The 24,587-nt window shown below is 29.8% G+C and carries 14 protein-coding genes; 9 read left to right on the forward strand and 5 right to left on the reverse strand.

The window, feature by feature from the left end; genetic code table 4:
- From ACXYRR_RS02220 to ACXYRR_RS02240, 5 genes are all read right to left on the reverse strand, one after another.
- On the reverse strand, positions 1 to 1,053 hold the full coding sequence (locus ACXYRR_RS02220; RefSeq protein WP_458597596.1) for an ABC transporter permease: 1,053 nt from the start codon (positions 1,051 to 1,053) through the stop codon (positions 1 to 3).
- Entirely contained in the window at positions 1,054 to 2,109 is a 1,056-nt protein-coding gene (locus ACXYRR_RS02225) for an ABC transporter permease (RefSeq protein ID WP_458597597.1), read from the reverse strand.
- On the reverse strand, positions 2,110 to 5,151 hold the full coding sequence (locus tag ACXYRR_RS02230) for an ABC transporter substrate-binding protein (protein ID WP_458597598.1): 3,042 nt from the start codon (positions 5,149 to 5,151) through the stop codon (positions 2,110 to 2,112). It abuts the gene before it with no gap.
- Positions 5,152 to 5,159: 8 nt separating this feature from the next.
- Positions 5,160 to 10,667 carry a PDxFFG protein gene (locus ACXYRR_RS02235; RefSeq protein ID WP_458597599.1) on the reverse strand — a complete coding sequence of 1,836 codons (5,508 nt, stop codon included), beginning with the start codon at positions 10,665 to 10,667 and terminating at the stop codon, positions 5,160 to 5,162.
- A 292-nt stretch (positions 10,668 to 10,959) separates the two neighbouring features.
- On the reverse strand, positions 10,960 to 11,940 hold the full coding sequence (locus ACXYRR_RS02240) for a ribose-phosphate pyrophosphokinase (protein WP_458597600.1): 981 nt from the start codon (positions 11,938 to 11,940) through the stop codon (positions 10,960 to 10,962).
- A 201-nt stretch (positions 11,941 to 12,141) separates the two neighbouring features.
- Between ACXYRR_RS02240 and ACXYRR_RS02245 the strand changes: the two genes are divergently transcribed.
- The 9 genes from ACXYRR_RS02245 (at position 12,142) to ACXYRR_RS02285 (ending at position 24,570) form a co-directional block, all read left to right on the forward strand.
- On the forward strand, positions 12,142 to 12,819 hold the full coding sequence (locus tag ACXYRR_RS02245) for a hypothetical protein (protein ID WP_458597601.1): 678 nt from the start codon (positions 12,142 to 12,144) through the stop codon (positions 12,817 to 12,819).
- Positions 12,820 to 12,860: 41 nt separating this feature from the next.
- The gene (locus ACXYRR_RS02250; RefSeq protein WP_458597602.1) at positions 12,861 to 14,717 is read left to right on the forward strand and encodes an alpha-amylase family glycosyl hydrolase; all 1,857 of its coding nucleotides are present in this window, start codon (positions 12,861 to 12,863) and stop codon (positions 14,715 to 14,717) included.
- A gap of 315 nt (positions 14,718 to 15,032) precedes the next feature.
- Positions 15,033 to 15,476, forward strand: a complete 444-nt coding sequence (locus tag ACXYRR_RS02255) for a hypothetical protein (RefSeq protein WP_458597603.1) — start codon at positions 15,033 to 15,035, stop codon at positions 15,474 to 15,476.
- Positions 15,477 to 15,515: 39 nt separating this feature from the next.
- The gene (locus ACXYRR_RS02260) at positions 15,516 to 18,008 is read left to right on the forward strand and encodes a hypothetical protein (RefSeq protein ID WP_458597604.1); all 2,493 of its coding nucleotides are present in this window, start codon (positions 15,516 to 15,518) and stop codon (positions 18,006 to 18,008) included.
- 8 nt (positions 18,009 to 18,016) lie between these two features.
- A complete protein-coding gene (locus ACXYRR_RS02265; protein WP_458597605.1) occupies positions 18,017 to 18,535 on the forward strand; it encodes a hypothetical protein in 519 nt (172 codons plus the stop codon).
- Positions 18,536 to 18,538: 3 nt separating this feature from the next.
- Positions 18,539 to 21,721, forward strand: a complete 3,183-nt coding sequence (locus ACXYRR_RS02270; RefSeq protein WP_458597606.1) for an ABC transporter permease subunit — start codon at positions 18,539 to 18,541, stop codon at positions 21,719 to 21,721.
- Positions 21,721 to 22,680, forward strand: coding sequence for a sugar ABC transporter permease (locus ACXYRR_RS02275; protein ID WP_435128863.1), 960 nt, complete (start codon positions 21,721 to 21,723; stop codon positions 22,678 to 22,680). The genes ACXYRR_RS02270 and ACXYRR_RS02275 overlap by 1 nt, the downstream gene beginning before the upstream one ends.
- Positions 22,661 to 23,902, forward strand: a complete 1,242-nt coding sequence (locus tag ACXYRR_RS02280; RefSeq protein ID WP_458597607.1) for an ABC transporter ATP-binding protein — start codon at positions 22,661 to 22,663, stop codon at positions 23,900 to 23,902. The genes ACXYRR_RS02275 and ACXYRR_RS02280 overlap by 20 nt, the downstream gene beginning before the upstream one ends.
- Positions 23,902 to 24,570 carry a hypothetical protein gene (locus ACXYRR_RS02285; protein ID WP_458597608.1) on the forward strand — a complete coding sequence of 223 codons (669 nt, stop codon included), beginning with the start codon at positions 23,902 to 23,904 and terminating at the stop codon, positions 24,568 to 24,570. The genes ACXYRR_RS02280 and ACXYRR_RS02285 overlap by 1 nt, the downstream gene beginning before the upstream one ends.
- Positions 24,571 to 24,587: the final 17 nt, after the last annotated feature.

Below are 24,587 nucleotides of genomic sequence, written 5' to 3' on the forward strand. Positions count from 1 at the left end.
CTATCTTTGACGTCTCAAGGCATCTTGGACGCTCGCTCCTATTAATTGCACACTAGTTGTAATTAAAATCAACATTGTCGATGGAACAAAAACATATCTTAAATAGGTAGGAAAGACCTTTTGACCTTCTGAAATAAGGTTACCTAAGGTTGGAACGTCATCAATTGCTAAACCAATGAAAGCTAATGATGTTTCTGAAAGCACTACCCCAGGAATTGTAAATACTAACTGAGTAATCAGTATTGGCAAGATAACAGGAACATAATTTTTAAGAATTTTTCATGCTGGTGTACCTAAAACTCTCGAAGCTGCAACTCACTCAAAGTGTTTTGCGCGCTTAACTTGAGCACGGATTTGATTAGCCATTCCTGTTCATGATGTAAATGATAAAGAAAAAACAATTACTCAGAAACTTGGACTAACAACAATAGTCATCAAAATCAAAATAATGATTGTTGGAACTACTGAAATAACCTTAATTATAAATGTCATCACACGATCAAAACGCTCATATTGACCCATTAAAATCCCAATGGTAAGTCCGATGATAACTTCGATAAATGTAACAACTAATGCTAATGCAATCGAGTATCGCAATCCGTGTCATAAACGTGCCCAAATGTCGCGACCAATTGAATCGGTTCCAAAAATATGATAAATTCCTGTTTGCTCGTCTGTTTGGTTAAATGTTAAGAACCTTGCATCAACGCTTGATAAGTTTGGATCTTGTGTAGTAAATGGGATAATAAATGATAAAAGAATAATCACGACTAATAAAACAAAACCAAATACACCTGCAAAACTCTTTGAATAACGATATACAAATTCTTTAAATACCTTCGTTTCTGCACCCATATGTGCATCAGCATGGAAATCAAAAGTTTTACCTACTATTTTTCATGCTTGATATTGAAACGGTTGCAATATCATACTTGGAGCAGCATCCTTAGTTAGTTCATTTGTTGGACCAAGTTGTTGACGTTGCTTTAATTTAGTTAAATACTTTTTAAAAGAAGACACTAATTTAGATTCTTTTTTATCATTGAATGCCAATTATGCCCCCTTTCTACGCACTCTTGGATCTATAACTTCATATAAGATATCACGAGTTGCATAAGATAAAATAGTAAGTAAAGTAAACATTATAATTAAGAATAAAATCACATTATAGTCTTTTGTTTGAATTGCTTGTAGTAATGTTGCACCAGAACCAGAAATAAAGAAGATTTGCTCAATGAAGATACTTCCGATAAATGAACCGAAAATAACAGCAGGGAAGAATGTCGCGATCGGGAAGAGTGAAGGTTTAAGTGCATGTTTTCATACAAAACGGTTTTTTGATAATCCTTTTAAATATGCAAATTTAGCATGCACTGAGTTTAACTCACGATTTAATTCGGTACGAATATATTTGATATATACAATGATACTTCCAAGAGAAAGCGCTAATCCAGGTAGGATATATGTTATGAAATTATGTTGAGCGAAGATATATGGTAAGTTAATTAAACGACCGATAAATACTAATATTAAAGCAAAAATAATCGAAGGAACCGATGAAAAAATACTTACTAACACAGTTGATACATTATCAACTATTCCGCCTGGGTTTTTACCAACTCATATTCCTACAGAAATTCCTATTACAACAGTTAATAATACTGAAAAAATTCCTACTAAAAATGATTTATAGAAGCGCTCTCAAATAAATGAATTTATTTCTTGTGCAGGAAATAATGATAATGATATACCAAAATCTCCGCGAAAGAGTCTTACTATATAGTGTCAGTATCTTATAATTAACGCCTGATCTAAACCGTATTTTGCTTCTATTGCTTTTTTTGCTGCATCATCTAAACCAGCTGTTAAAGTATTTGAACCAGGAACGGCATTAATTAAAAAGAATGTAATAGTAATAACAATTAATCCAATAATAAAGAATTCGGCAATAATCTTAAAAAATCTTCAAGAAGAAATTAATAAAGGTGAATTAATGTTAAATAATTTCTCAACAAATGTTGCATCTTTAGTTCTTTTGTTTGAAAAAACTATAAAGTTATCATCAACATAAGTAGTTTTGTTATTTTCTTTTGTTTTAGATCATTTCATCTATTTTGCCCTCCCTCTTGGTAATCCTGGTTTTGGTGGTCTAGTAAAATCATATGCATATTGCAGCGCAAATGTATAAAGACTATCTACACCACCTACTCTGGTTATTTCTCAGTTGGTATCAACTTCCATTAATGGTACAACAATCGATGCATCACGAATGACTTTTTCAAGTTCTCCGATGAAGATGTACACATATTCTTGGGTTCATTTTAATTTTGCCTCAGCATTTGTAAAGTTTCCGGTAAAGAATGCATTTATTCTATCAGTATAACTTTGCGAATCTTCTTGTGGACGAATGAAAGATAAATCAATAAATTTACGTCAAAAATCTATTTTTGTATCAATCTTTCCTAATGATCACTGAATATGTAAGCGATCTGCAGTAGGGCGTGTAGCATCTGCTAATTTATCAATTCCCTCAAACATTAATAACAGTTCATTAAGAATTTTTTTCTTACGTCCTGCTTTAATATTCGGATTTTGAATTAGCATATATTCAATTAAATTTTTAATTAAACGGTCACTAAATATTCTTGATGTGTCTTTGTTTAATTTTTCAATTAATGGTTTAACTGCTTCTTCAAAAGCTGTTATATGATTCTTATCTCCTTTTTTAGCTTTTTCATATGCATCTTTTGCGCTTTGTGATGCATTAACTAAAGCTAAAAACGGAGTTTGTAATTTTGTTTCGATGTAGTTATCTACATCTAAATTGGTTGCTTGCACATATAATTGGCGAATGTAATCTGCATATGTGTAAGAACCTACTGGGTTTGTTTTAAAGGCAATACTTTTTTGGTTAAAACTATCTATTTCATCGGGTTTGAAGAATACTGCAACATAGTCTTGAGCACTATTTCCACCTAATCTATCATAGTTTTGATAGATAATGTCGTATTTTCCTTCTTCAATAAATGAAGCAAATGAGTTTTCAGGTAAACTCTTAATATCAATGTTTACAAAACCATCGAAAGTTCTACCTAATATTTCTTTTAAGTATGCACCTGCTTTCTTTTGTTCATCACTAGAGTTGTTTAAAAATTTTAAAGTTACAGATTTTAATCCTTTGTGTCTTACTTTAAAACGTTCAATATAAAATTGTGCTGTTTTTGGTGCATATGTTTGATCATAACGATGTGTTTTCTCAAAAGTATATCCTTTTGAAAGATGAGTTACAAAATCATAATTTTGTAAAGGGAATTTTACCCCATCCTTTGCATCACTACTCATATCTGAAAAGTAGGTTTCGATATTTTTCCCATCATATGTTCGATATTGTCCATATGCTGTTCAGGTGTTTACTGGAAATGAAAAGTCTCATCCAACTACTTTAAGCAGGTTCTCACGATTTACTGCATAGAAAATTGCGTTTCTAAGGTCTTCATCTTGTATATAACTTTGTGCGTTTGTTTCGTTATCAAGGTTAAATCCAAAAGCAATTGTTCCATAACCTGTGTTTTTATTTAGATATTTTTTATATTCAGGGTTAGCAAAATATTGTGTTATTTTTTCAGCCGGAATATAAGTTTGTGAAATATAACCATCTTCAAAGAATGTTGCATTAGTGTTTCTGTCAGTTGAAAAATAAATTTTTATTCGGTTTGAAATGGTGTTTTCTGCATCGAAATAATCTGGATTTTTTTCTAACAATAATGATCCCTGTGGACCTAAAATAACATTTTCAGGTTTCATCAAAAATGGCCCATTTGTTAAAAAGTGTTGTTTTTGTGATCCGAAGACATCGATTCCGCCTGCAACTGTTTCAATATACTTACGATTTACAGGGAAAAGGTGGAAGAAAATAGTAAATAGCATATATGATAAACCTGGTGTCTTGTTCTCATCAAAAATCATTGTAAAAGTATTTAAATTATTTGCTAATGTCTCAATTGTAGGTTTAATTTTTCTTGCATCTTCATCAAATTTAAAATTTTGGTAAGGATTTGCATAAACATTTTTTACTAATGTGCGAACAAAAGTCTTAGTTTTATCTTTCGGATCCCTGAATGTAAAACTTTGTGATTCTTTTTCAATCTTGAAATTAGGATTTAAATCCATACTTTCATTAACTTGTTCGAGACTATAATCTAAATATAACTGACCTGTATAAAAACCAAAATCTAATGCAGCTTTTTTTATTGCTTCAACTTCTTTTGTATCAGCAGGTACATTATTTTTTGAAACTTGTGATTGTCACTCTTTTTCACTTGGATCTTGAATGTAACTACCATCAGCTAATTTAATATATTTTCTACGGCCTCATGGATTTTTATATGGTACACCAAATTTATCAACATAGTCTTTTTGAGCAGCAACAAATTTCTCGGCCCCGCGAATTGAGTATTTTAATACAGAATCTAGTTTTTGTGATCCGGTATTAATATCCAAAATATATTCTAAATAATCGCGTAAATCTTGTGCTGTTGAAACATCTCCGTTACTTCAGCGATTTAATCCGTTGTTTAGAAATCCGGTTACTGCCATATAGTTGTTGCTGTTTTTTGGGTTAGGGAATGCATAAATACTTGCATTTCGTTGTGGATCACCGATTGTTGCACGTCCTAAACCACCAGTAATACCAAAGTCATGTAATCCGTATCAACTACCACGAACTCTACCAAAACCATCACTTTCTTCTAATTTATTTTTAAATTTGAAGAAATCATTAAAGTTTGAACTCGGTTCAGTTTTTTTATCTTCTGTTGTTTTAACAGTTCCATCTGTATCTACCATAACCATATTTAACGGACTTGTTTTAGTAATGGATTTTAAATCACTGTTTGGTCCACTTTTAAGAAATGAATCGACTAATGAAGGTAATATTTTATCAACTGATTTATATTTTATATAGTTTAAGTTATTAATTGGTTCAGTTGCTAAACCAAGATCATAATCAATTACTGAATTTTGACTATGAACTTCATTTAGACTCTTTGTATTTGTTGTGTTATTTCCACTGGTACTACACGCTATTGCTAGCAAGGATGCTGATGAAAGTGCAGCGATTGTGGTAAATAAATATCATAACCTTTTTTTCAAATTAGCTCCTATCCTGTTATGTTAAATTGGTAATCAATCTTTATTATTGCTTTACCTTTATCTTGTGTTTTTGAATCTTCATTATGTCTTATAGTTACTGATGCTTGTGTACCTGTTTTTCCGTTTTCTGCTAATTGAGTTACATCACCTAAGGTAAAATCGGAAACAACTTTATTATTTTCATCTACAAATTGAATGTAGTATTGATGCTTTGGTAATAATAAGGTATTACGGTATTTAGCCATAACTCCAAAATCAGATATTCATGAAGTATATCCTTCATCTTCTACTCTAACCTTAGAACTTGCATCACCTTGTTGTTTGAGATAAAAGACGTTGTTTGTTCCTTTAATATTAATTGGTAAGAATTTTTGCTCACCTGTTTCAACATCTGTAAAACGAAGTTGTTTTATCTTTTTAGCATCTTCGTTAGAAACATATCCGTATAATGCTAATGAATCAATACGTTTATTTCTAAAGATACCCGCTACAGTTCTCTCTCCGATACCAAAATTACGTAATTGTGAAATAAAGAAAGCTCTCGGACGTGATTTAATTGGTTGATTTTTAAAGTCCTTTAGACGGATGTCATCATCCATAATTTCTTTTCCATTATCATCATAAAGTTGCATTCCAATAGCGACTTTTTGATAGCGATCTTGGAAGTAACCGTTGCTTTTGGTTATAAGTTTTCCAAAATATGATGAGGATCTATCCTCGTTTCTTCCGTTTGAATCAGAAACATCAGATAATTTACCTTTATATACACCAATTACTTTTTCGTATGTATCTTGTAGTTGCTTGTCTTGCTCTTCAAATAATTTAGCAATTTCTTCATTAAGTTTCTTGTTAGCTTCTTGTAATTGATTTTTAGATGCTATATTAGTTGCTTTTTCAGATTCTAATTGCTTCTTTTGCTCATCTGTGATTTGAGTTTTTAATTCCTTATCAATTTGTGCATTTCGATTATCGAGTTTTTGTATTTCAATTTGGTTTTCTGATGCTAATGATTCTTTGATTTGACGATCTAATGAATTTTTAAAGTAAATATCCTTGGTTTGATTAAATAATTTATCAAATGCTTCTGCTCTAACTGCATCAAAACTTGCATTAATAATATTTGAATAACTATTTTTATGTTCATTTCAAATTTTTAACTTAGTTGCATCAATTACATAATCTTGTCCTGTATATGCTTCGTTTGCATTAGTTAAGTATGTAGGCAAGTTACCAAAATCAGCTGTGGCAGGGACATATGTAGTTTGCACATAATCACGAGTTAAAGTTTCTGGAATTGAATATATATAGTCAGTAAATTTATCATTTAACAAGTTTTCAACACGTGTAGAATTATATTCAAGAATATCAGAAGAAGGATATCCATTGTTAAATACAGTATAAACCGCTCTTCTTAGGTATCAAATGCGATCATTATCACGATAACCTTGTCCTAAGTAAGTAATGATATTACCTACAAATTGATATAAGTCTTGTGTATTAGTAAATTCTAGTATCTTAGCAGCAGAATCTTTACCTACAATGCCAGTTATATAATCAGAGAATATTTTTTGCAACTCTAGTGCATCATATGATGTACGTTCTTGTGTTGGTGTGATAAGTTCATTATCAACCATAAATTTTTTATCAAAGTAAAAGCTGTCTGTAAAAGTATTACTTAAAATATCGATTCCGTATTTAGATGAAAAAATTGCTTGATTTTCTTTTAACTGAGTTGCTGGATTAAAGTCTGTAACTGTTCAGAAATAATCTGAATTTCTAAATCTTAACATTAATTCATTTGCAAGTTCTTGATCGCTTGCTGCTGCAATTCTTGATTTATTTTCTGCTGATTCATCTGAAGTTGCTACTGCTGCTTTAAATGCATCAAAATCAAATTTAGTTTTTACGTAATCAACATCTCAATTAAATTTAATTACGGGAGCACCGTCTTTAACAGTTAATGGTTCTAATGATGCTTTAGAATAATCAATCGATGTAAATTCAATAAATTTTTCGAAATTATCAAATGCTGCTGTTGTTTCGCTTTGATTTCCATTTTTAACTGTTGCTAAAAACTCTTTATTAAATGAGTTGTATAAATTATAGTTTTTTACAGTATTTTTATTAAAGTTGACAAATGCTATTTTTTTAACAAGAGCAGAAAAACTTCTAGGATTACGAATTATGCTTTGGAAGGTATCTTTTGAAACAACATTACCATCTGCATCGATCCCAGCTAAGAATGGAACAAATTTTTTGTCTTGATCAATGTTATATAAACCAAAACCACTAAACATTATTCCATAAGCCGGGTTCATTTGTGGACGACCACTAGCATTGTTATCACTGTTAAACTGTCTTGCATATGGTCATAAATCAGATTGCCCATTTTCATCTGGATTATAAAGGACTTTATCTGAAAAATGATTGTTTAGTATTAACGGGAATGTATATCCTTTTTGAATTTTTCCATCTTTAACAAAAGCAAAAACATTCAACAATTGAGCATAATATCCATCTTGAAATTGTGAACCTCTATTTTGGTTTTCTAAAATAAATCCTACATATGTATCAATTATTTCACTGAGGTTTGTGTATAAATCACCTTTATCTGTTAATGCTGTATATTCTAATGCGCGACGGGTTCCTGGTCGTTTTGTGTTATTTTGGTAAATTTGATCGATTCTGTTTGAATCTGCATCTAATTCAACTGCATCTGAACGGTATTTTAAAGAATCAACAAATCCATTATCTGTAAAATTGGTTCCTTGAAGCAATGTTTTACGAATTGGACCAATTACACCACCAAAATCTGTATCACGGGTGTTTCAACCTGAATCTGCAAAACGGGTAATTAATAAACTATCAATTGTACTCTTAATAATATTTGTTTGTTCACTTATATAATCAAGACTTTTTTCATCAAGTGGTTCATTTAACGGAACATTAATTGCTGGTTTTCCATCTTTATCAAAGACATTAATTTTGGTTGCTATAGTAGCGCCATTTGCATCTTTTTGTGTTTCAACTACTGAAATTGTTATTGAATTTGGGGAAGCAATTTTAATCACATCTTTAAGTGATTTTCCTAAACCATCTCTTATATTTTCAACAATATCAGAGATTGCTACTTCTTTAAAAACATAAACATCTTTTCCGTCTATTTGTTTTTTCTCAAAAGTTTTGTTTACACCCTCGATAAATGGATTTAATGTACCTGAATTTTCATCAAATGAATTAGCTATAAATAAATCACCTAATCTTGCTCCACGTAATTTTGCAGCTTCTTGCATTCCTTTAAAGTCTTGTAAAAATCTACGATCTTTTTCATCCAAAACACTGAACACATCACTGTTTGGAATTGGGTTTCCTCAAATTTGCTTGTCTGTTTCACGAACAAATTTTCCGTTTTTATCTTTAAATAAGAAGCGAATGTATTGTCCTGTTGTATCAGTATCTTCAGTTTGTTGCCCTAACGCGTTAACACGAACAAAATCTAAATTAGTACGTGCTTTTAAATAATTGCGCAATGATTTTGCTGAATAATAAGATGTCTCAGTTAAACCACCACGAGTAGAAATCCCTCCAACAACAACGGCATTACTGTCTTGATTAAGTGCTTGTGATTGGTCAAGTGTATAATGGTGTCCATATTCATGGGTTGCAACATATTTTAAGAAGTCAGTTGATATCCCTTCGTAATTATCTATTGTAGCAGAAAGCAATAATGGCAATCCTATACGATCGCTATCACGTAATCCATAATAGTCACCTTCGACTAATTTATAATCATAAAATCCTTGATCGTTAATTGTTCTTTGAATATGTGGTCCATTTAGTTTTTTTGCTAATTGTGGAAACTTTTTAAGAACTTTATCAACTAAACCGGTATATACTTCGTTATAAATTTGATATTTACGAGTCGATAATCCTCTAAGAGGTCTACCATTTTTATCAACGATGCTAATATCTTCTGGGCCTGATTTAATTGAAATTGGATTAATTGAACCTTTGTACCCTACTGCATCTTTAAATTGTTCGAATAATTTATTTTCGGCATCACTCATATGCATCGCATCAAAAGTGATAATTAGCGGAATATTTGTATTAGTGTTTTCTAATGTAATTTCAAGACGTTTATTTTTAACATCAATTGATTTAATTTTAAATTCACGTAAACGATTTTTGCTTTCCTGGGGAACTTTGCTTCAGTCACGCAATGAATCAATCGAATTCATCGCTTCGACTTTTGATGCATATGCAGATAAATTAGCATTTTCATCAGCATAAATTCAAAGTGTTTGTCCTTCATATGCTTTAACATCAAAGAAATCTAGAAAATGTTTTAATTTTGGATCTAAAATAGCTTTAAATGTTTTGTAATTTATTTCAGAATATGGATCAATTTCGTTTTCAACTGCTGCATAGACAAATTTTGCATCTTTACCATCTGCATCCTTATAAGAAAATTCGATACTCAAGATTCGATTATCACTATTATTTGGTTTTGATGATGTTACTTTTGTAACTTTTGCATCAACTAATGAATCATAAGTTATTTTCGGGGCATCTGAATGCCCTGAACTATCAGATGTTGGTAAATTAACATCCTTGGTTTCTAATGTAAATGTATATGCTGTGAGATCTTTTGGTAAAATCAATGTATCTTCTAAACGTGTAGTTTTTGGAATAAAGATTTTAAAGGTTTCTCCTAATAATCTGTTTGGATTATAAAGCGATAAAAATGGTAGATTATTTGCTGAACGAGAATTTTTTATCGCAGAAGCAAGTGGAATGGTTGCTAAAAAGTTATCAACAGTAACTTTATCTTGTTGATCTTTAAATGTTGCATATGTAAGTGAATCGGTTCGGTTTCCCGCTCCACCTATTACTGAGTAAACTGGCATCGAACCAAAGAATGCATCAGGGAAGAATTTGATTTCGCTTACTTCTTTATGTAAAGTAGAATGCGATCCTAATGTAATCGCATTTCCGTTTTGTTCTACTCCTGGTACCAATCTAAAACTATCCAAGGTTAACAAATCTGGTCCTCATGCAACATTATTAATAAATCACTTGCTAAAGTCGATAAATTTATCTGGCTTTACTGCTAAAACATATTCATCATAAAATGTAAATGAACCATATTTAACTGCTAAGATAAAACTTTCATTGTATCTTTTATAGTACTCATTAAAAAAGTCTTCAAATGAATAAAGTTTGCTTTTGTTATCATTGAATCCAAATGATTTATAGTCAGGTGAAATAAATCCAACTGCATTTTCTTTTGACGGATCAGTGATAAAGATTTCAGGTGTTAATTCATGATTTTCATTATATAACTTAGAAAAATCGTTTTTCAGTTCTTCTTTACTTACAGGCAGCGATGAACCACGCACCTCATCTGAGTTATTTGCATATCCATACATTGCTGCTACAGTTATAGCAGATGTAAATGTTATTATGCTGGCTGAAAGTAAAACTTTTGCTTTTAAACTAAGTTTTAGTTTTTTCATACTTCCTTTCTTTTTATAAGTTGGTTTGAATAAATATTCTATATAATTTTACCATAATTTTTCATATTTATATATTTATTGTGTTTTTAAAGGGTGCTATATATCATATGTTTTGAGCATTTTTAACATTTTTTAATAATTTCATAAAATAATTTTGTTTTTAAGTAATTATTTACATTATTATTCATATAATTTGTTTTATCAGCATAAAATTTGTAATATCATAAAATATAAATTTTGCTGATAAACTGTAATATAAAAAAAACACACAAAAGTGTGTTATGGATGCTAATTAACTTGATATTTCTTTTTCATAACTGCGGTAAATTTCTGAAACACTTTCCCCAACTAATGATGCATTAATTACTTTACCTAAAAATTCACCAAGTGAAACTATTTGCAATTTTGAGAACTTGTCTAACATTTCATAATTATCTATACTGTCTGTTACAATTACTTTAGAAACATCAGGGTGATTTTCAAAAACTTCAAAACCCTTGGTAAAAATTCCGTGTGTTGCAGCAACTATAACTTTTTTAGCACCATTTGCTTTTAAAGTTTCAACTGCTTTTAAAATAGTTCCACCAGTATCGATGATATCATCAATTATTACAACATTTTTATCTTTTACACTACCTAAAATCCCCATTACTTCTGTTTGATTTACACCAGTGCGGCGCTTATCAATGATACATATTTGCACACTTTCTGCGATTAATTCAGCTAATCTACGCGCGCGCACAGTTCCACCATGATCGGGAGAAACAACTGTAAATTTTTCACCTGTTGCTTTTAATGCCTTTGCGATTGGATATTGTCCCCTTAAATCATCAACTGGTTTATCAAAGAAACCTTGAATTGAAGGATTGTGTAAATCCACACAAATTACTCTAGAAACACCTGCTGTTTGCAACAAATCAGCAACTAATTTGGCTGTAATAGGTTGTCTTCCACGAGCCTTGCGATCTTGACGGGCATATCCATAGTAACTTAAGCATACATTAATTGTTTTAGCACTAGCACGTTTCAACGAATCAATAAACATCAAAAGTTCCATAATATTATCATTTACAGGTCTTGATGTGCTTGCGATTATATAAACATCCTTATTTCTTACAGTTGGAGTCGAAACCAACATAACTTCACCATCAGCATATACAGTTCGTTCTACATTAGAAAGTGGTATATTAATAATTTCTGAAACTTTTTGAGCAAGTTTAAGCGAATTATGCATACCAAACAAAACAATATTATTATCCATTTTTCCTTTCATTATAATTTTACCTTATTTATATTTTAAACTAAAAGATAATTAAATATTGTGTTTTGTGTATTATATGGTGTAAACATTACCAGATAATTAGAAAAATTATGAAATTTATAATAACTTGATATATCAAAGCAAAAAATTTAATAATGTGATAGATAAGTATATATAAAATAAAAATGTATAATAATAAATATAAGGAATATAATGACAGACAAAAAGAAAAGTAATATTATGAAAAATGTGCTTATTGGTTCATGATTTATCTTAGGTGCTGCTGGTGTTTCAGCTGCTATAGCAATACCGACACATAATTTAAAATATGTACAATCGTTTCCTGATGATGTAAGCAAATTACGTCAAACATATAAGCAGTTTTTAGATACTAAAATCAGTATAATTAATAGTAATCCAAAAGATACTGATTGAGCATTAAGTTTTGACACAAGAGTAAAAGTTTTTTATGATGATAAAAACCTTACTAATGATCAAAAAATAGCTAAACTTGATGCTTTATTAAAAGAACTAAACGATGGATTTATTGAAAGAAGTAAGAAGAAAAGTTTGGATTACATTGATAAAATCGGTAAATTACAACTACACGAAAATGCTTCTAACACTTTAAAAAGTTTTCAAAAAAGCATTGTAAATTTTTATAGAAACGAAATTCATAAAGCAACTTCTTTACAGTTAATTAATAATGCATATTTTGAATCTTCATCAATGCAACAAATCATAAAAAACCTTGATATCCTTGAAAAAAACAACAAAATTTCATCTGAAAAACTTAATGAATTGATATCAAATTGACAAAAAAATAAAGGTAATTTAGATAAAGTTGAAGTATTAAGAAAAGATATCTTAAATCTTGCTAAAGGAAGTTAAAATCTACTTTATAGTAGATTTTTTATGCTAATGGAGTAAATATGAGACATAGATGGTGAATAAAAAAATTTTTATTTTTAACATCAACTGCATTTATTGCAACTGCTATTTCATGCAGTCAACAAAATGATGATGTATCAACTGTTAAAAGATTAAAAGGGTGAGGAAATGATGAATTTGTCGCTGAAAACCAAAAAAGTTTGAATAACTTAAGCTACCAAGATGAATATCAAAATGCAAAATTTCAAGCTCCATTTATCGCTAAAGCAAAATCGAATGTAATGTATCAGTTAACTGTATATTCGTTTGCTGATGGAAATGATGATGGAATTGGTGATTTTATTGGTTTAACTAATAATTTGGATTACTTCGTGAATCTAGGAATAGACACATTATATCTATCCCCAATTCATCCATCTTCATCATATCACGGATATGATGTTATCGATTATACTGCTGTTGCTCCTGAACTTGGTGGAATGCAAGCTTTTGATAATTTTATAACTAAGGCACACAAAAAAGGAATTAGAGTTGTTTTAGATATGGTTTTAAATCATACATCTTATGAACATCCTTGGTTTCAAAAAGCTTTAGATGGTGATAAAAAATATCAAAAATATTATTATTTTTATGATAACAAACCAACAAACGATAAAGATTATGGTGAAGACAAAGATGTAAGAAAAATCTTTAAAAATATTAATTATCATCAAAACCCAAAACCTGATACAAATCTAAGATATGCAGCAAAATTCTGAAAAGGGATGCCTGATCTAAATTTAACTAATCCGGATGTTTTAAAAGAAATAGAATACATTCATAAATTCTGAATCAAAAAAGGTGTTGATGGTTTTCGCTATGATGCTTTTTACCATTATTTTGGTAGCGAAAATTCACATAAACCAACCGATAGTGATGGATCAAAAACATCACAATTATTCTTTGATTGACGTGATGCATCTGATAAAGAAATTAAGCAAGCTATAGAAAATAATGTTGCTCGTTCTGATAAAGAAGTATTAATGTTCGGGGAATGATGAAAAAGTGTTTATGATGCATCAAAATATTTAATGTATGGAAGGTCGAATTATAAAGCTCTTGGTAGTGTCTTAGATGGAAAACATTATAAATATCAAATACATCCGTTTATTAATTCTGATGAGGAAAAAAACTTAATCAATTATCTTAACAGCGATGAAGGTATGAGTTATTGATTACCGTTTTTAGATAACCATGATATCGATCGTTGAATAGCAAATTATAAAAAAAATGTAACAAAAACACCATTAGGAACACCACATAAACTTAACGATAAAGAAAGAGCAGGTTATTTAGCGGCATTATTTTCTTTGCTTTCTCGTGGTGGAACACCTATTTTATATGACGGAAATGAAATATTAATGCAAGGTGGAGATAAAAGTAAAGGTGATGATAAAATTCGTGAAGCATATTGATGAAAAGATTTGCACAAAAGAGTTTATTTTAAGGATGAAAGATCAGGAAGTGATATTATTCAAACACAGGATTCAAAAGGCGAAGGATATGTTGAATCATTAGTTTCTGATAAAAACGGTTCATATGTATTAGTTTCAAAATTAATCCATTTACGCGAGCAATATCCATCACTTAGAGATCAAGATATAAAATATATTAAGAAACCATCAGACATTATCAAAAATGCATCAAATTATCCTAATAATTTAACCTTAAGAGATAACCATGATGGAAATTATTTATTAGTTGTATATAGTGACAATTTAGGTAGTTTTGAGATTAACCTAAAAGATGGATATAAATTTGATAAGGATTTAATCAATCAAAGTTTTCAAATGAGTGAAAAATCATTGAAAAGCGATTCACACATAAAAGTCGGAGTGTTTTTGATTAAAAAACAATAAAATTTCTGTTTATAATATAAATAACCTTGAAATATATTATTATTACACGAGATAAAAATACACTTTTGTTGCTTATATATGAGCTAAAAAGTGTATTTTTCTTTATTATTAACTTTATTAAAAATCAATAACGAACACTTGAACAAAAACCAATTTATTTACAAAAAAATAAAATTGTTTTGTCATAATCTATCTATAAATAAGCAAATTATGGAACAACTATCTTGACATATCAAGTTATCAAAGGAATTAATATCATATTTTCACAATTATTATGTGTTTTTTGTATTGCTATATTATAATTTAATCAGGATTATGAAGAAAAATATACATTTTTCAAAACCACCATTTAAAACTCGTTTTAGGTGGTTTTGAGTAGGTAAATTACCTCTTGAACGCAAATATACTCCAAAAATCCTAGAATATTTATTTTTACTCTTTGCAAACATTGTCATACTTATTATAGAAATTATTTTTATCCAAATTATTATCAATCTCAGTAAATCTCCTAATGTTTTTAATGTTGAACTTTTCAAAACCTTGCAAAATTATTGAGTACGTATAATGCTTGCTGTATTAGTAATAAATTATTTAGCGATTGCTTTAATAACTATTCATGTAATTTATATAATGTCAAAAACAGAATTTAATCACTGGATAGGTTATGTTGCTTGTATAAGTGGTTTGTTATTACTTTCACCAATTTGTATTATTTTTTCTTTTATTGCATATCAAAAAAATGAAATTGCATTTGAATAATCCTGTAATTACTTAACAATAGATAAGGAATATTGAAATATGAAAATAAAAAAAGCATTAGTTTATACAGGTGGATTATTATCGCTTGGAGCAGTAGGAGTTGCTGTTTCTTGTGGAACAAGTGGTTCAGCACAACAAGACACCGGAAAAGGTTCTAAGAAAATTTACATCGCTGTGGATGGAGCACAAAAGGACTTTTACAATGAAGTTAAGAAACTTTTTGATGCTTCTGATTCACACACAAAAGATGGATTTACACTTGAATTTATTCAAAAAGGTGTTTTCGATGCATTAAACCTTGGTACACAAGGATTAAACGACCCAACTGTTCCTGATATTTTCTATTTACCTCAAGACCGTGTTACAGAATTTGCACAAAATAATTATTTAGCTGACTTAGATACATTCTTTGGAGATAAAGTAAATGATACACCAAAAGTACTAGATGATTTAAACAAAGTTGTATCGCTACCTGATGACCAAAAAGCTGATATTGTTAAATTCGGAACTATTAACGGGACACAAGATCAGAAACCTACACATAAATTTTTAGCAGTTCGTCATAACAAGGAAGGTCTTATTTTAGCATCAAACAAAGATGAAGCAGACACAAGAGCTGAACTTACAAATGAACATACAGATACATTGAAAGAACTAGTTGAAAAAGGTAAATTAGTCTTAAGATTACAAGACTTTTGATATGGTAATGGTATATTATATGGTGGGATCAAAAAAGTATGAGATTCATACACACAAGTGCAACAAGATGAATTAGGTGGAGATTCATTATCTCAATCATTCTTCCAAAAGAACTTATACAAAAATAATGAAGGACAAGTTTCTTCGTGATTTGTAAAAGGTGATAAATGACATGGATTACTTAAAGATGGATTAAAAGAAGTTGCTAATGTTTTATATCCAATTATTCATGCAGCTTATGGAATGACACCAGAGGCATACAAAGAAACCGTTTGAGCTAAAAACGGATTAAGTCAAGGTGACTTACAAGCAATGTACGGAAGCGATATGGGTGTTGTTAACCAAACTATTTTTAGTGCAATGAAAGATAAAAAACTTGACTATGCATTAATTGGGACATGAGATGTTCAAAACTCAAGAGATGCAGCAAATGCACTATCATTCTTCAATGTAATTCCTGTTGATGATGGGGCTCCATACATTCAAGCAGCTGGTGGTTGAGGTTATGGTATTTCTTCAAGAAACAACGGATCATCACTTGAAAGAAAGAAAGCACTTGAAGAAGTTTTGAAAGCAGCATTTAATTTCGATTCATACTATCAATACTTTAAACAAGATTCTAAAATACCTTATTCAGAAGCTCTATTTTCTAGAATGTCAGATAGAATCAAATCAGATAATACATCAGAAGAAACTAAGATACAAAATTTTGCAAAAAATTTAGGTTATGCTGATTTCAATGAACTTAATAGTAAACTAGCAACCGTTTTAAGTGAACTTAATGAATTAAAAGGAAGCTACGGAAAATGAGGTTTATGAGAATCAAAGGCTGATGAAAACAATCCTATCGCAGATGTTAACCAAGTTTCAAAAGATAAGATGAAAATTACATTCAATGGTTCAACTGAAACAAAAGCAAAAGTTGATGAACTAAATAATTCTTTGGTAAATGCATTGCCACTCAGAAATACACTTGCTGGATTAATGGGATTCACAACTAAATGAAGCGATGAATTAGTTGGTAGCACACCTGCACAACCATGACAGCTTGGTGCAGACAAGATGAAAGCAGGAGCATTTGCTACCTTAACAAACAAGGATAAGTTTGGAAATCTAGGTTTTGTTGATATGGTTCAAGATAAACCAGATGAAAATGGTAACAACGGAACATTCCACTTAAGAAAAATTGAACAATTTATTTTTGGTGTCAATGGAGATGACAATGGTCAAAAAGCCGCTTTAATTGCAAAGATTCAACAAGCGATGAAAGACAATAAACTCCATGAATTTGAAGATCAAGTATTTGCTCGTGCAAAATTCTTCTCTAATACTGCTGCTCCTACAATTGTTTCTGATGAACAAATCCGTAAAATTGTAAAACTTTATTTAGCTGGATTTGAAAACTTTGCTAAGATTTCAACTTTTGCTGATGATTTTATGTCATCTAAGATGCAAAAGAAAGATGGAACATTATCTGATGTTACCATTGCTACCACTAAAAATAACATTGATGAATACAATAAATCAATTTCTGTAAACTTTGTGTTTAATGTTCTAACATCAAGCAAAAAACTTCAAGAACAAGGATTAGGTATTCTACAAGTACAACCAACCAGATTTGATAACTCTAATCCAAACCTAAAAACTGTTTGATCAAATTGAAACGATAAAACTTTTGGTTCAGCAGAATGATACAGATCATTAGGTGATAAACTTCAAACACAAGATAAGTTTTTAAGTGCAATGGAAGATAAATTATCAGCTGATTATACTGCAACACTTAATGCAATAAATTCTGGTAACTTACCAGTTAGAGTAGTATTTAATAATTAGTAAGCTAAATGTACAGTTATACTAAATATAAAATAAATATCGAAAAAAAACAGTTTTATATTTTACTAATACTATTAGCACTGCTTACTGCAGTGCTTCTTATATGGGTATTAATTCCATTCGGATATGGAATTAATACTGAATCGGTGCCTATTGAAATAAGAAGTGATGCAGATAAATTAAGTGAATTTGCAAAAAATCATGCCATCGCAACATTAGTTGCTTATATTGCAAATACCTTAGTTTTAGTTTTCTTTTTGATTTATTTACTACTTTTACGAAGTAAATTGAAAGCAGGATATATCTTTTTTACATGTTGGATTATTGTTTTTATTTTACTTACAGGTCTACCTTTTTTTAAGGGAACATCTTATATGAGTAACTTTCAAATAATAACAGGTACATTTATATCTATTTTCTCTTTTTCAACTGTTATTGCTTTATTTACATTCAGTATGCAATATCATATTCAAAGAAAGCTTCATTATTATGAATGGGTTAAAATACACAAAGGAAAGGCAAGGTAATTTATGGAAAAATTAAAGCTGTACAACTGATACGGTGAATCATTCGATTCAATATTACCTCAGAGTGCCGGTAATCTTAAATCCTATAAAAAACAGATTAAAAATGTCTTCTTAAGAACACAAGATCGTATTAATAACCAACAAAAAATAGACAAAGATTTATTCTTACGAGCAAGAACAAAACTACAAGACAACTTAAAACGCGAATTAAATTCGCACAAAGTTGCTTACAAAAACAAGATAATAGTTCTTAAAGATTCTATTAAGAAATTATCATTTTGTACCTCTTCTATTTCTTTGTTAAATTTTGAACTTAAAAAAATTAATGCACAACTAAAAGACATTAAATCATATGCAAAAGATTTTGTTTATTCATTAACAAAATCTGCTGATGATTTAGAAATTAAAGTCGAAAGTATTAAAAAACTACAGACTTCAACTCTTCTTTCAGAAATGCAAACATTTAAAAAATATACTATCTTTTCTATACTTAAACTTTATCTAAAACATGTTAAAGATACAGAATTTGATATCGAAAAAATACATAATTTATTGCTACCTAACGAACTTGCATATATCCAAAAATTAGGAGATTCAGCAAAAATATTCTTTAAAAACTTCTACGAAAGTCTAGAAAAACAAAGATTAAGTTTATTTGCTCGTCGTCAAGAATTAAAACATCAATATGAATCTACATATACTTTACAAAAAGAGTTATATACAAAAGAAAAAGAAAATATTATTCTTGAAAACAGACAAAAAATCCTACAAATCGAATATGAATACACAAGTAAACTGCAAGAACGAAAAAGTCAAGCTAAACAACAAAAGTTGCTTTCGTTAGAAAAAATAAAGCAACAACAAGAACAAATTTTATCAACTGAGGTTGCTAATAAAGCGATTGTTAAAGAAATTGTTGATAAATCAAATTTAGAAGTTATAAAAATTAAGCAATGATATAGATCAATTAAACCATTTTTTAAAGAACGAGCAAGATTGCAAAATTATAAAGACTTATATTCATTACTTTCAAAAAACTTCAATAACTTACCAAAAATTGATTTTAGCATAAAAAACCTAGATTTAAAAGGTTTAAAAGTTAAAAATAACAAAATTCTTAATATTCTTAATGCTTATCAAGTAACCAATAATTATCCTTTTGTTAATATCGCTTTAAAAGAATATTTAAATTTTATTAATGTTTTAAGAGTTCAAAATGAATTTTCAATATTGTTAAAATCCCAATATAAAAATCTGCTTGCAGATGCAAAAGTTAAATATACATATGAAGGTGAATTTCACAAGGTAGAATCAAAAGCATTAAGAGAAAAGTTTATTGATTATCGACTTACTCGCATTAAATATTGCGAAGAACGGATTAAATCAAAGGTTTCTTTATATAATCTTAAACACTTATCAAATCAAAACCAAAACTCTTCTGATTTTGAGAATCTAATGACTGTAATTGATAATCTTATCCAAAAACTAAATGATAATGATGTCAATCCAAATATTAATAAACAAGAAAAACCTATAACTGAATATCAAGCAGAAAAACAAGTTTTTGCTTCATCTAAAAAACTTTATAAAAAAACTTATAAAGAAAATATAGCAGCTTTAAAAGCAAAAATTAAGACAAAAGAAATTACTAAGGTAGCTTTCAAAAACAAGAAAATCGAATACAAAATCGACTATAAAGAGGCTGTTACAGAAGCAAAATTAAAATCAAAAGTTTTATCTAACAAAGAAATTTTGAAAACTTCATTTTGACGTGAATTCGCTGAAATGCGAGTTAATTCAAAAATATATGATAGCAAAATTAATGAAGCACAAAAATCAATACCAATTGAAACAATGAAAAATTTCAGATGACTTGCTTTAGTGCTTGGATTTATTTTCCCTGGTCTTTCTGAATTATTGTTCTTTAAACAATACATAAAAGGAATTTTACTTAGTTTAGGAAGCATCTTTTTATGAGCACTAATTGTTCCATTTTCATTTGGTGCTTACTGAGATAAAATGGGTGGAATTCCTGGTTTTAGCGACTTAGGAGCAGGCAAATTTAACCATGCAGAAGGTATTTTAACAGATGCTCGGATATACTTATTTGGTGGTGTTATAAGTGTTATTTTGATGGTAATAGTCATAATATACTTTGCTACATCATCGCTTAGTAGTTATCGGGTAGCAAAAAACTTAGAATATGGTTCTCGTCCAAGTAAATGATCACATACCAAAAGATGAATTTCGACAGGTGGATATCCCTGAGTGATCTCTATTTTAGGTTGAGTATTAATGCTTTTTGTGGTAGCTACACCTATTATTACATCAGTACTTGTTTCATTTACTAACTATGGTTTTGAGCACTATGCTCCGGCACAAACTGTCAACTGAGTAGGGCTTAAAAACTGAGGATATTGATGAGTATTTCGTAACACTGGTATCTTTAGTGGTTTAGGACGTGTATTTTATTGAACAGCAATATGAACAGTATTTTCAACCTTTATCCCTATTTCACTTGGTATTATAATCGCAATTTTAACAAATAACCAACGCATTAAGTTTAAAAAAATATTTAGACTTATTTATATTTTACCATGAGCTATTCCAGCATTCGTTACTTTATCATTTCTTAGATCATCATTTCAAGGTGGTGAAGTTGGATACATTAACAAAATAATGTTATCAATCGGACTACTAAAGGAGCCACGTAACTGATTAGGTGAAATCGGGACTGCTCGTGTATTGGTAATTGTGGTGCAAACATGAATTGCTTATGCATTTATCTTTATGCTTGTAACTGGTAATTTACAATCTATACCAAAAGATATTTATGAAGCAGGTGCTGTTGATGGAGCAAAAGGAAGACAACTATTCTGACATCTTACCTTACCATCGCTTCTTATTTCAATTGCACCGATGCTAATTGGTCAATTTGTTGGAGCATTTAATAATTTCACTACAATTTCTATTTTCACTGGTGGTGGGCCAAACTTTGCTAAAGCATCTGCATTCAATGAAGCATCAACTGATATTATTATTTCATTTGTCTTCAAAATCGCACAAGGAGCAACCAACATCCCAGGTGACCAAGCATTTGCTGCTGCCTTAACAACCTTTGCTGCTCTTATTTCAATTGCTATTGGTGCAAGAGGGTTTATTAAAACTATGTCAAGGAGAGATTAATGTTCGAAAAATGAAAACGCAAAAGATTTTATCAACATACCTTTGATAAAGTAAAAGTTCCGTATAAAAAATTAACTCCTAGACGAATTAATTTTAACGAAACTGACACCAAACCCTTAACAGCACTTGAAATATTCTGATTATTCTTTAACTACTTATTCTTAATCTTTTGAGCAATAATTATTCTCTTTCCAATAGTTTCATTAATTATTTCAGCATTCAATGTAAATAATGAACGTGTTGTTGCGGTTGTTCCATTTAAATTTGGTTGAGACAACTTCTCTTACTTATTCACCAGTCCTCGTAGCGACTTTTTGATTTGGTATAAAAATACCATCATAATTGCTGTTTTAACTATGGTGATATCAACTGTCGCTGTGGCATTAAATGGTTATGCATATTCCAGATTTAAATTCGCTGGATCAAAAAATTCATTAATGATAATTATGATGTTACAACTGATTCCAGCAACAACTGCTATTATTTCACTTTTCTTACTGGTTCGTTTAGGTAATAGCATTGGGATACCTTCGATATTTATGTTAGTTATTATTTATTCAGGTGGAGCCATTTCAGCGAATACCTTTATGCTTAAGTCCTATTTAGATACCGTATCAAGCGAACTTGATGATTCAGGTAAAATCGATGGATGTAGCAACTGAGGATTATTCTTTAAAATTTTAGTCCCTGTTATTCGTCCTGCGCTTATTATGGTGGCTTTATGATCATTTTTAACACCATTTACTGATGTTATCTTACCTAAATTCGTACTTGCTGATTCAAAAGAAAAAACCTTAGCTGTTGGACTAGACCAATTCTTATCAGCTGAACCAAAACATGTTAATGCAGGAGCATATGCAGCTGGTTCGATTCTTGCTTCTATCCCTGCATTTGCATTATTTATGTACTTACAAAAATACATTGTCGGTGGTCTTTCAGATGGAGCCGTGAAAGGATAATATGTTTTTTAAAAAGAAAAAAGACACAAATAATTCTGTTGTAACAGAAGATAAATTAGATGATACAAGCGGTTTTGAAACCATCGATATTGACGCACTTGTTTCTGAAGTAGGTGAAATTTATGAATCAAGCAATGGTGCTGATATCAAATTAGTTAATATTTCAAAAAAATATGAAGGAAACGAAAAATATACACTTGAAAATATTAACTTAGATATTAAAGCTGGAACATTCTGCATCTTTTTAGGACCTTCAGGATGTGGAAAAACAACTTTATTAAGGATGATTGCTGGATTAAATTCAATTACTAAAGGTGATTTATTATTTAATAACAAAAGATATAACAACCTTTTACCTAATGAACGTAATATCGCAATGGTGTTTCAATCTTATGCTTTATACCCACATATGAATGTTTACAACAACATTTCATTCGGATTAAAAATCGCCCGCGAACGTAAAGATGTTATCGATCGTCGTGTTAAAGATGTTGCAAAAATTTTACGTATTGATGACTACCTTTACCGTAAGCCCCGTGATTTATCAGGAGGACAACGCCAACGTGTAGCTATTGGTCGTGCAATTGCTCGTAAACCACTTGTATTCTTGATGGATGAACCTCTTTCTAACTTGGATGCTAAATTGCGCGAAAGTATGCGTCGCGAAATAGTTAACATTCATCGTATGTTAAATACCACAAGTATTTATGTTACTCATGACCAACTCGAAGCGATGACAATGGGTGATCAAATTGTTGTTTTTAACGATGGAAAAATCCAACAAAATGGAAAAGGTAAAGATTTATACTTTAAACCTGCTAATATTTTTGTTGCTAAATTTATCGGTTCACCTACAATGAATACTTTTGATGCTATATATAAAGATAATTTATTGGTATCTAATGATCAAAAAATTCAAATTAAACTTGATACAGAAACTGCTGCATTATTAAAAGAAAACCAAAAGGTAGTTGCCGGTTTTCGTAGTGAAGACCTAAAAATAAGTTATTCCAATGCTGAAAACCGAGTGTTAGGTAAAATTTCAAATATTGAATTAATCGGTAAAGATCAATTAGTCACAGTGCGGATTAATGAAGATATTGAATTTATTGTTAATGCTTCTAACTCTGAAGAATTTGAATTATATTCACATGTTTATGTTGAATTTATCGTATCTCGCATCCACTTATTTGATAGTCAAAGCGAAGAAAGAATTAACTAATGCATAAGTATTTTGATACTAAAAACAACTATTTAGAACGTAAAATTTATTTAGCAATTATTTCTGTGTTTTTAGCAATTGTAATAATTTTGCAAGCAACCTTATACACTCGCTTTTATGCACAAATTCAACTTGAATATAACTACATTTTAAACAGCGATACAGCAGTCGGATTTACCCCTGCACAAGTTTATGCTAACTCACCTTCATATCAGTTAAAAGAAGTCTTTTGAAGTTTAAATTCAATCAGTATTTTTCTTTCATTGGTTGCTTTATTAACCTTGATTTATATGCAAGTTATGTTATATAAAAATAAATCAAATTCCGATAAAACATTTATTTACTTATTTGCTTTGATACCTGCTATCTTTATAGCTTTATTCTTTATAAATGCTTTACAACCAGATCAGACATTTAAAAATAATTACACACTTATTATAACTGATAATGCAAAATCATATACACCAATTCAAACAGGAGATTTACCAAGAATTAATTACACAACATCATGAATTGCGATGATTTTAGCATTTATATGTATTGTTTTAATAATAGTAACTAAGAAAAGATATGGATTTGTTAAAAAAGATAAAATTTTAGCTGCCAAAGCTCATGATACACAAAAGTTAAAAGTTGAAATTAATGCTTTATTAAACAATTCAAAATAATATTTACCAAGGGTTTC

The sequence above is a fragment of the Mycoplasma sp. 246B genome (assembly GCF_054353935.1).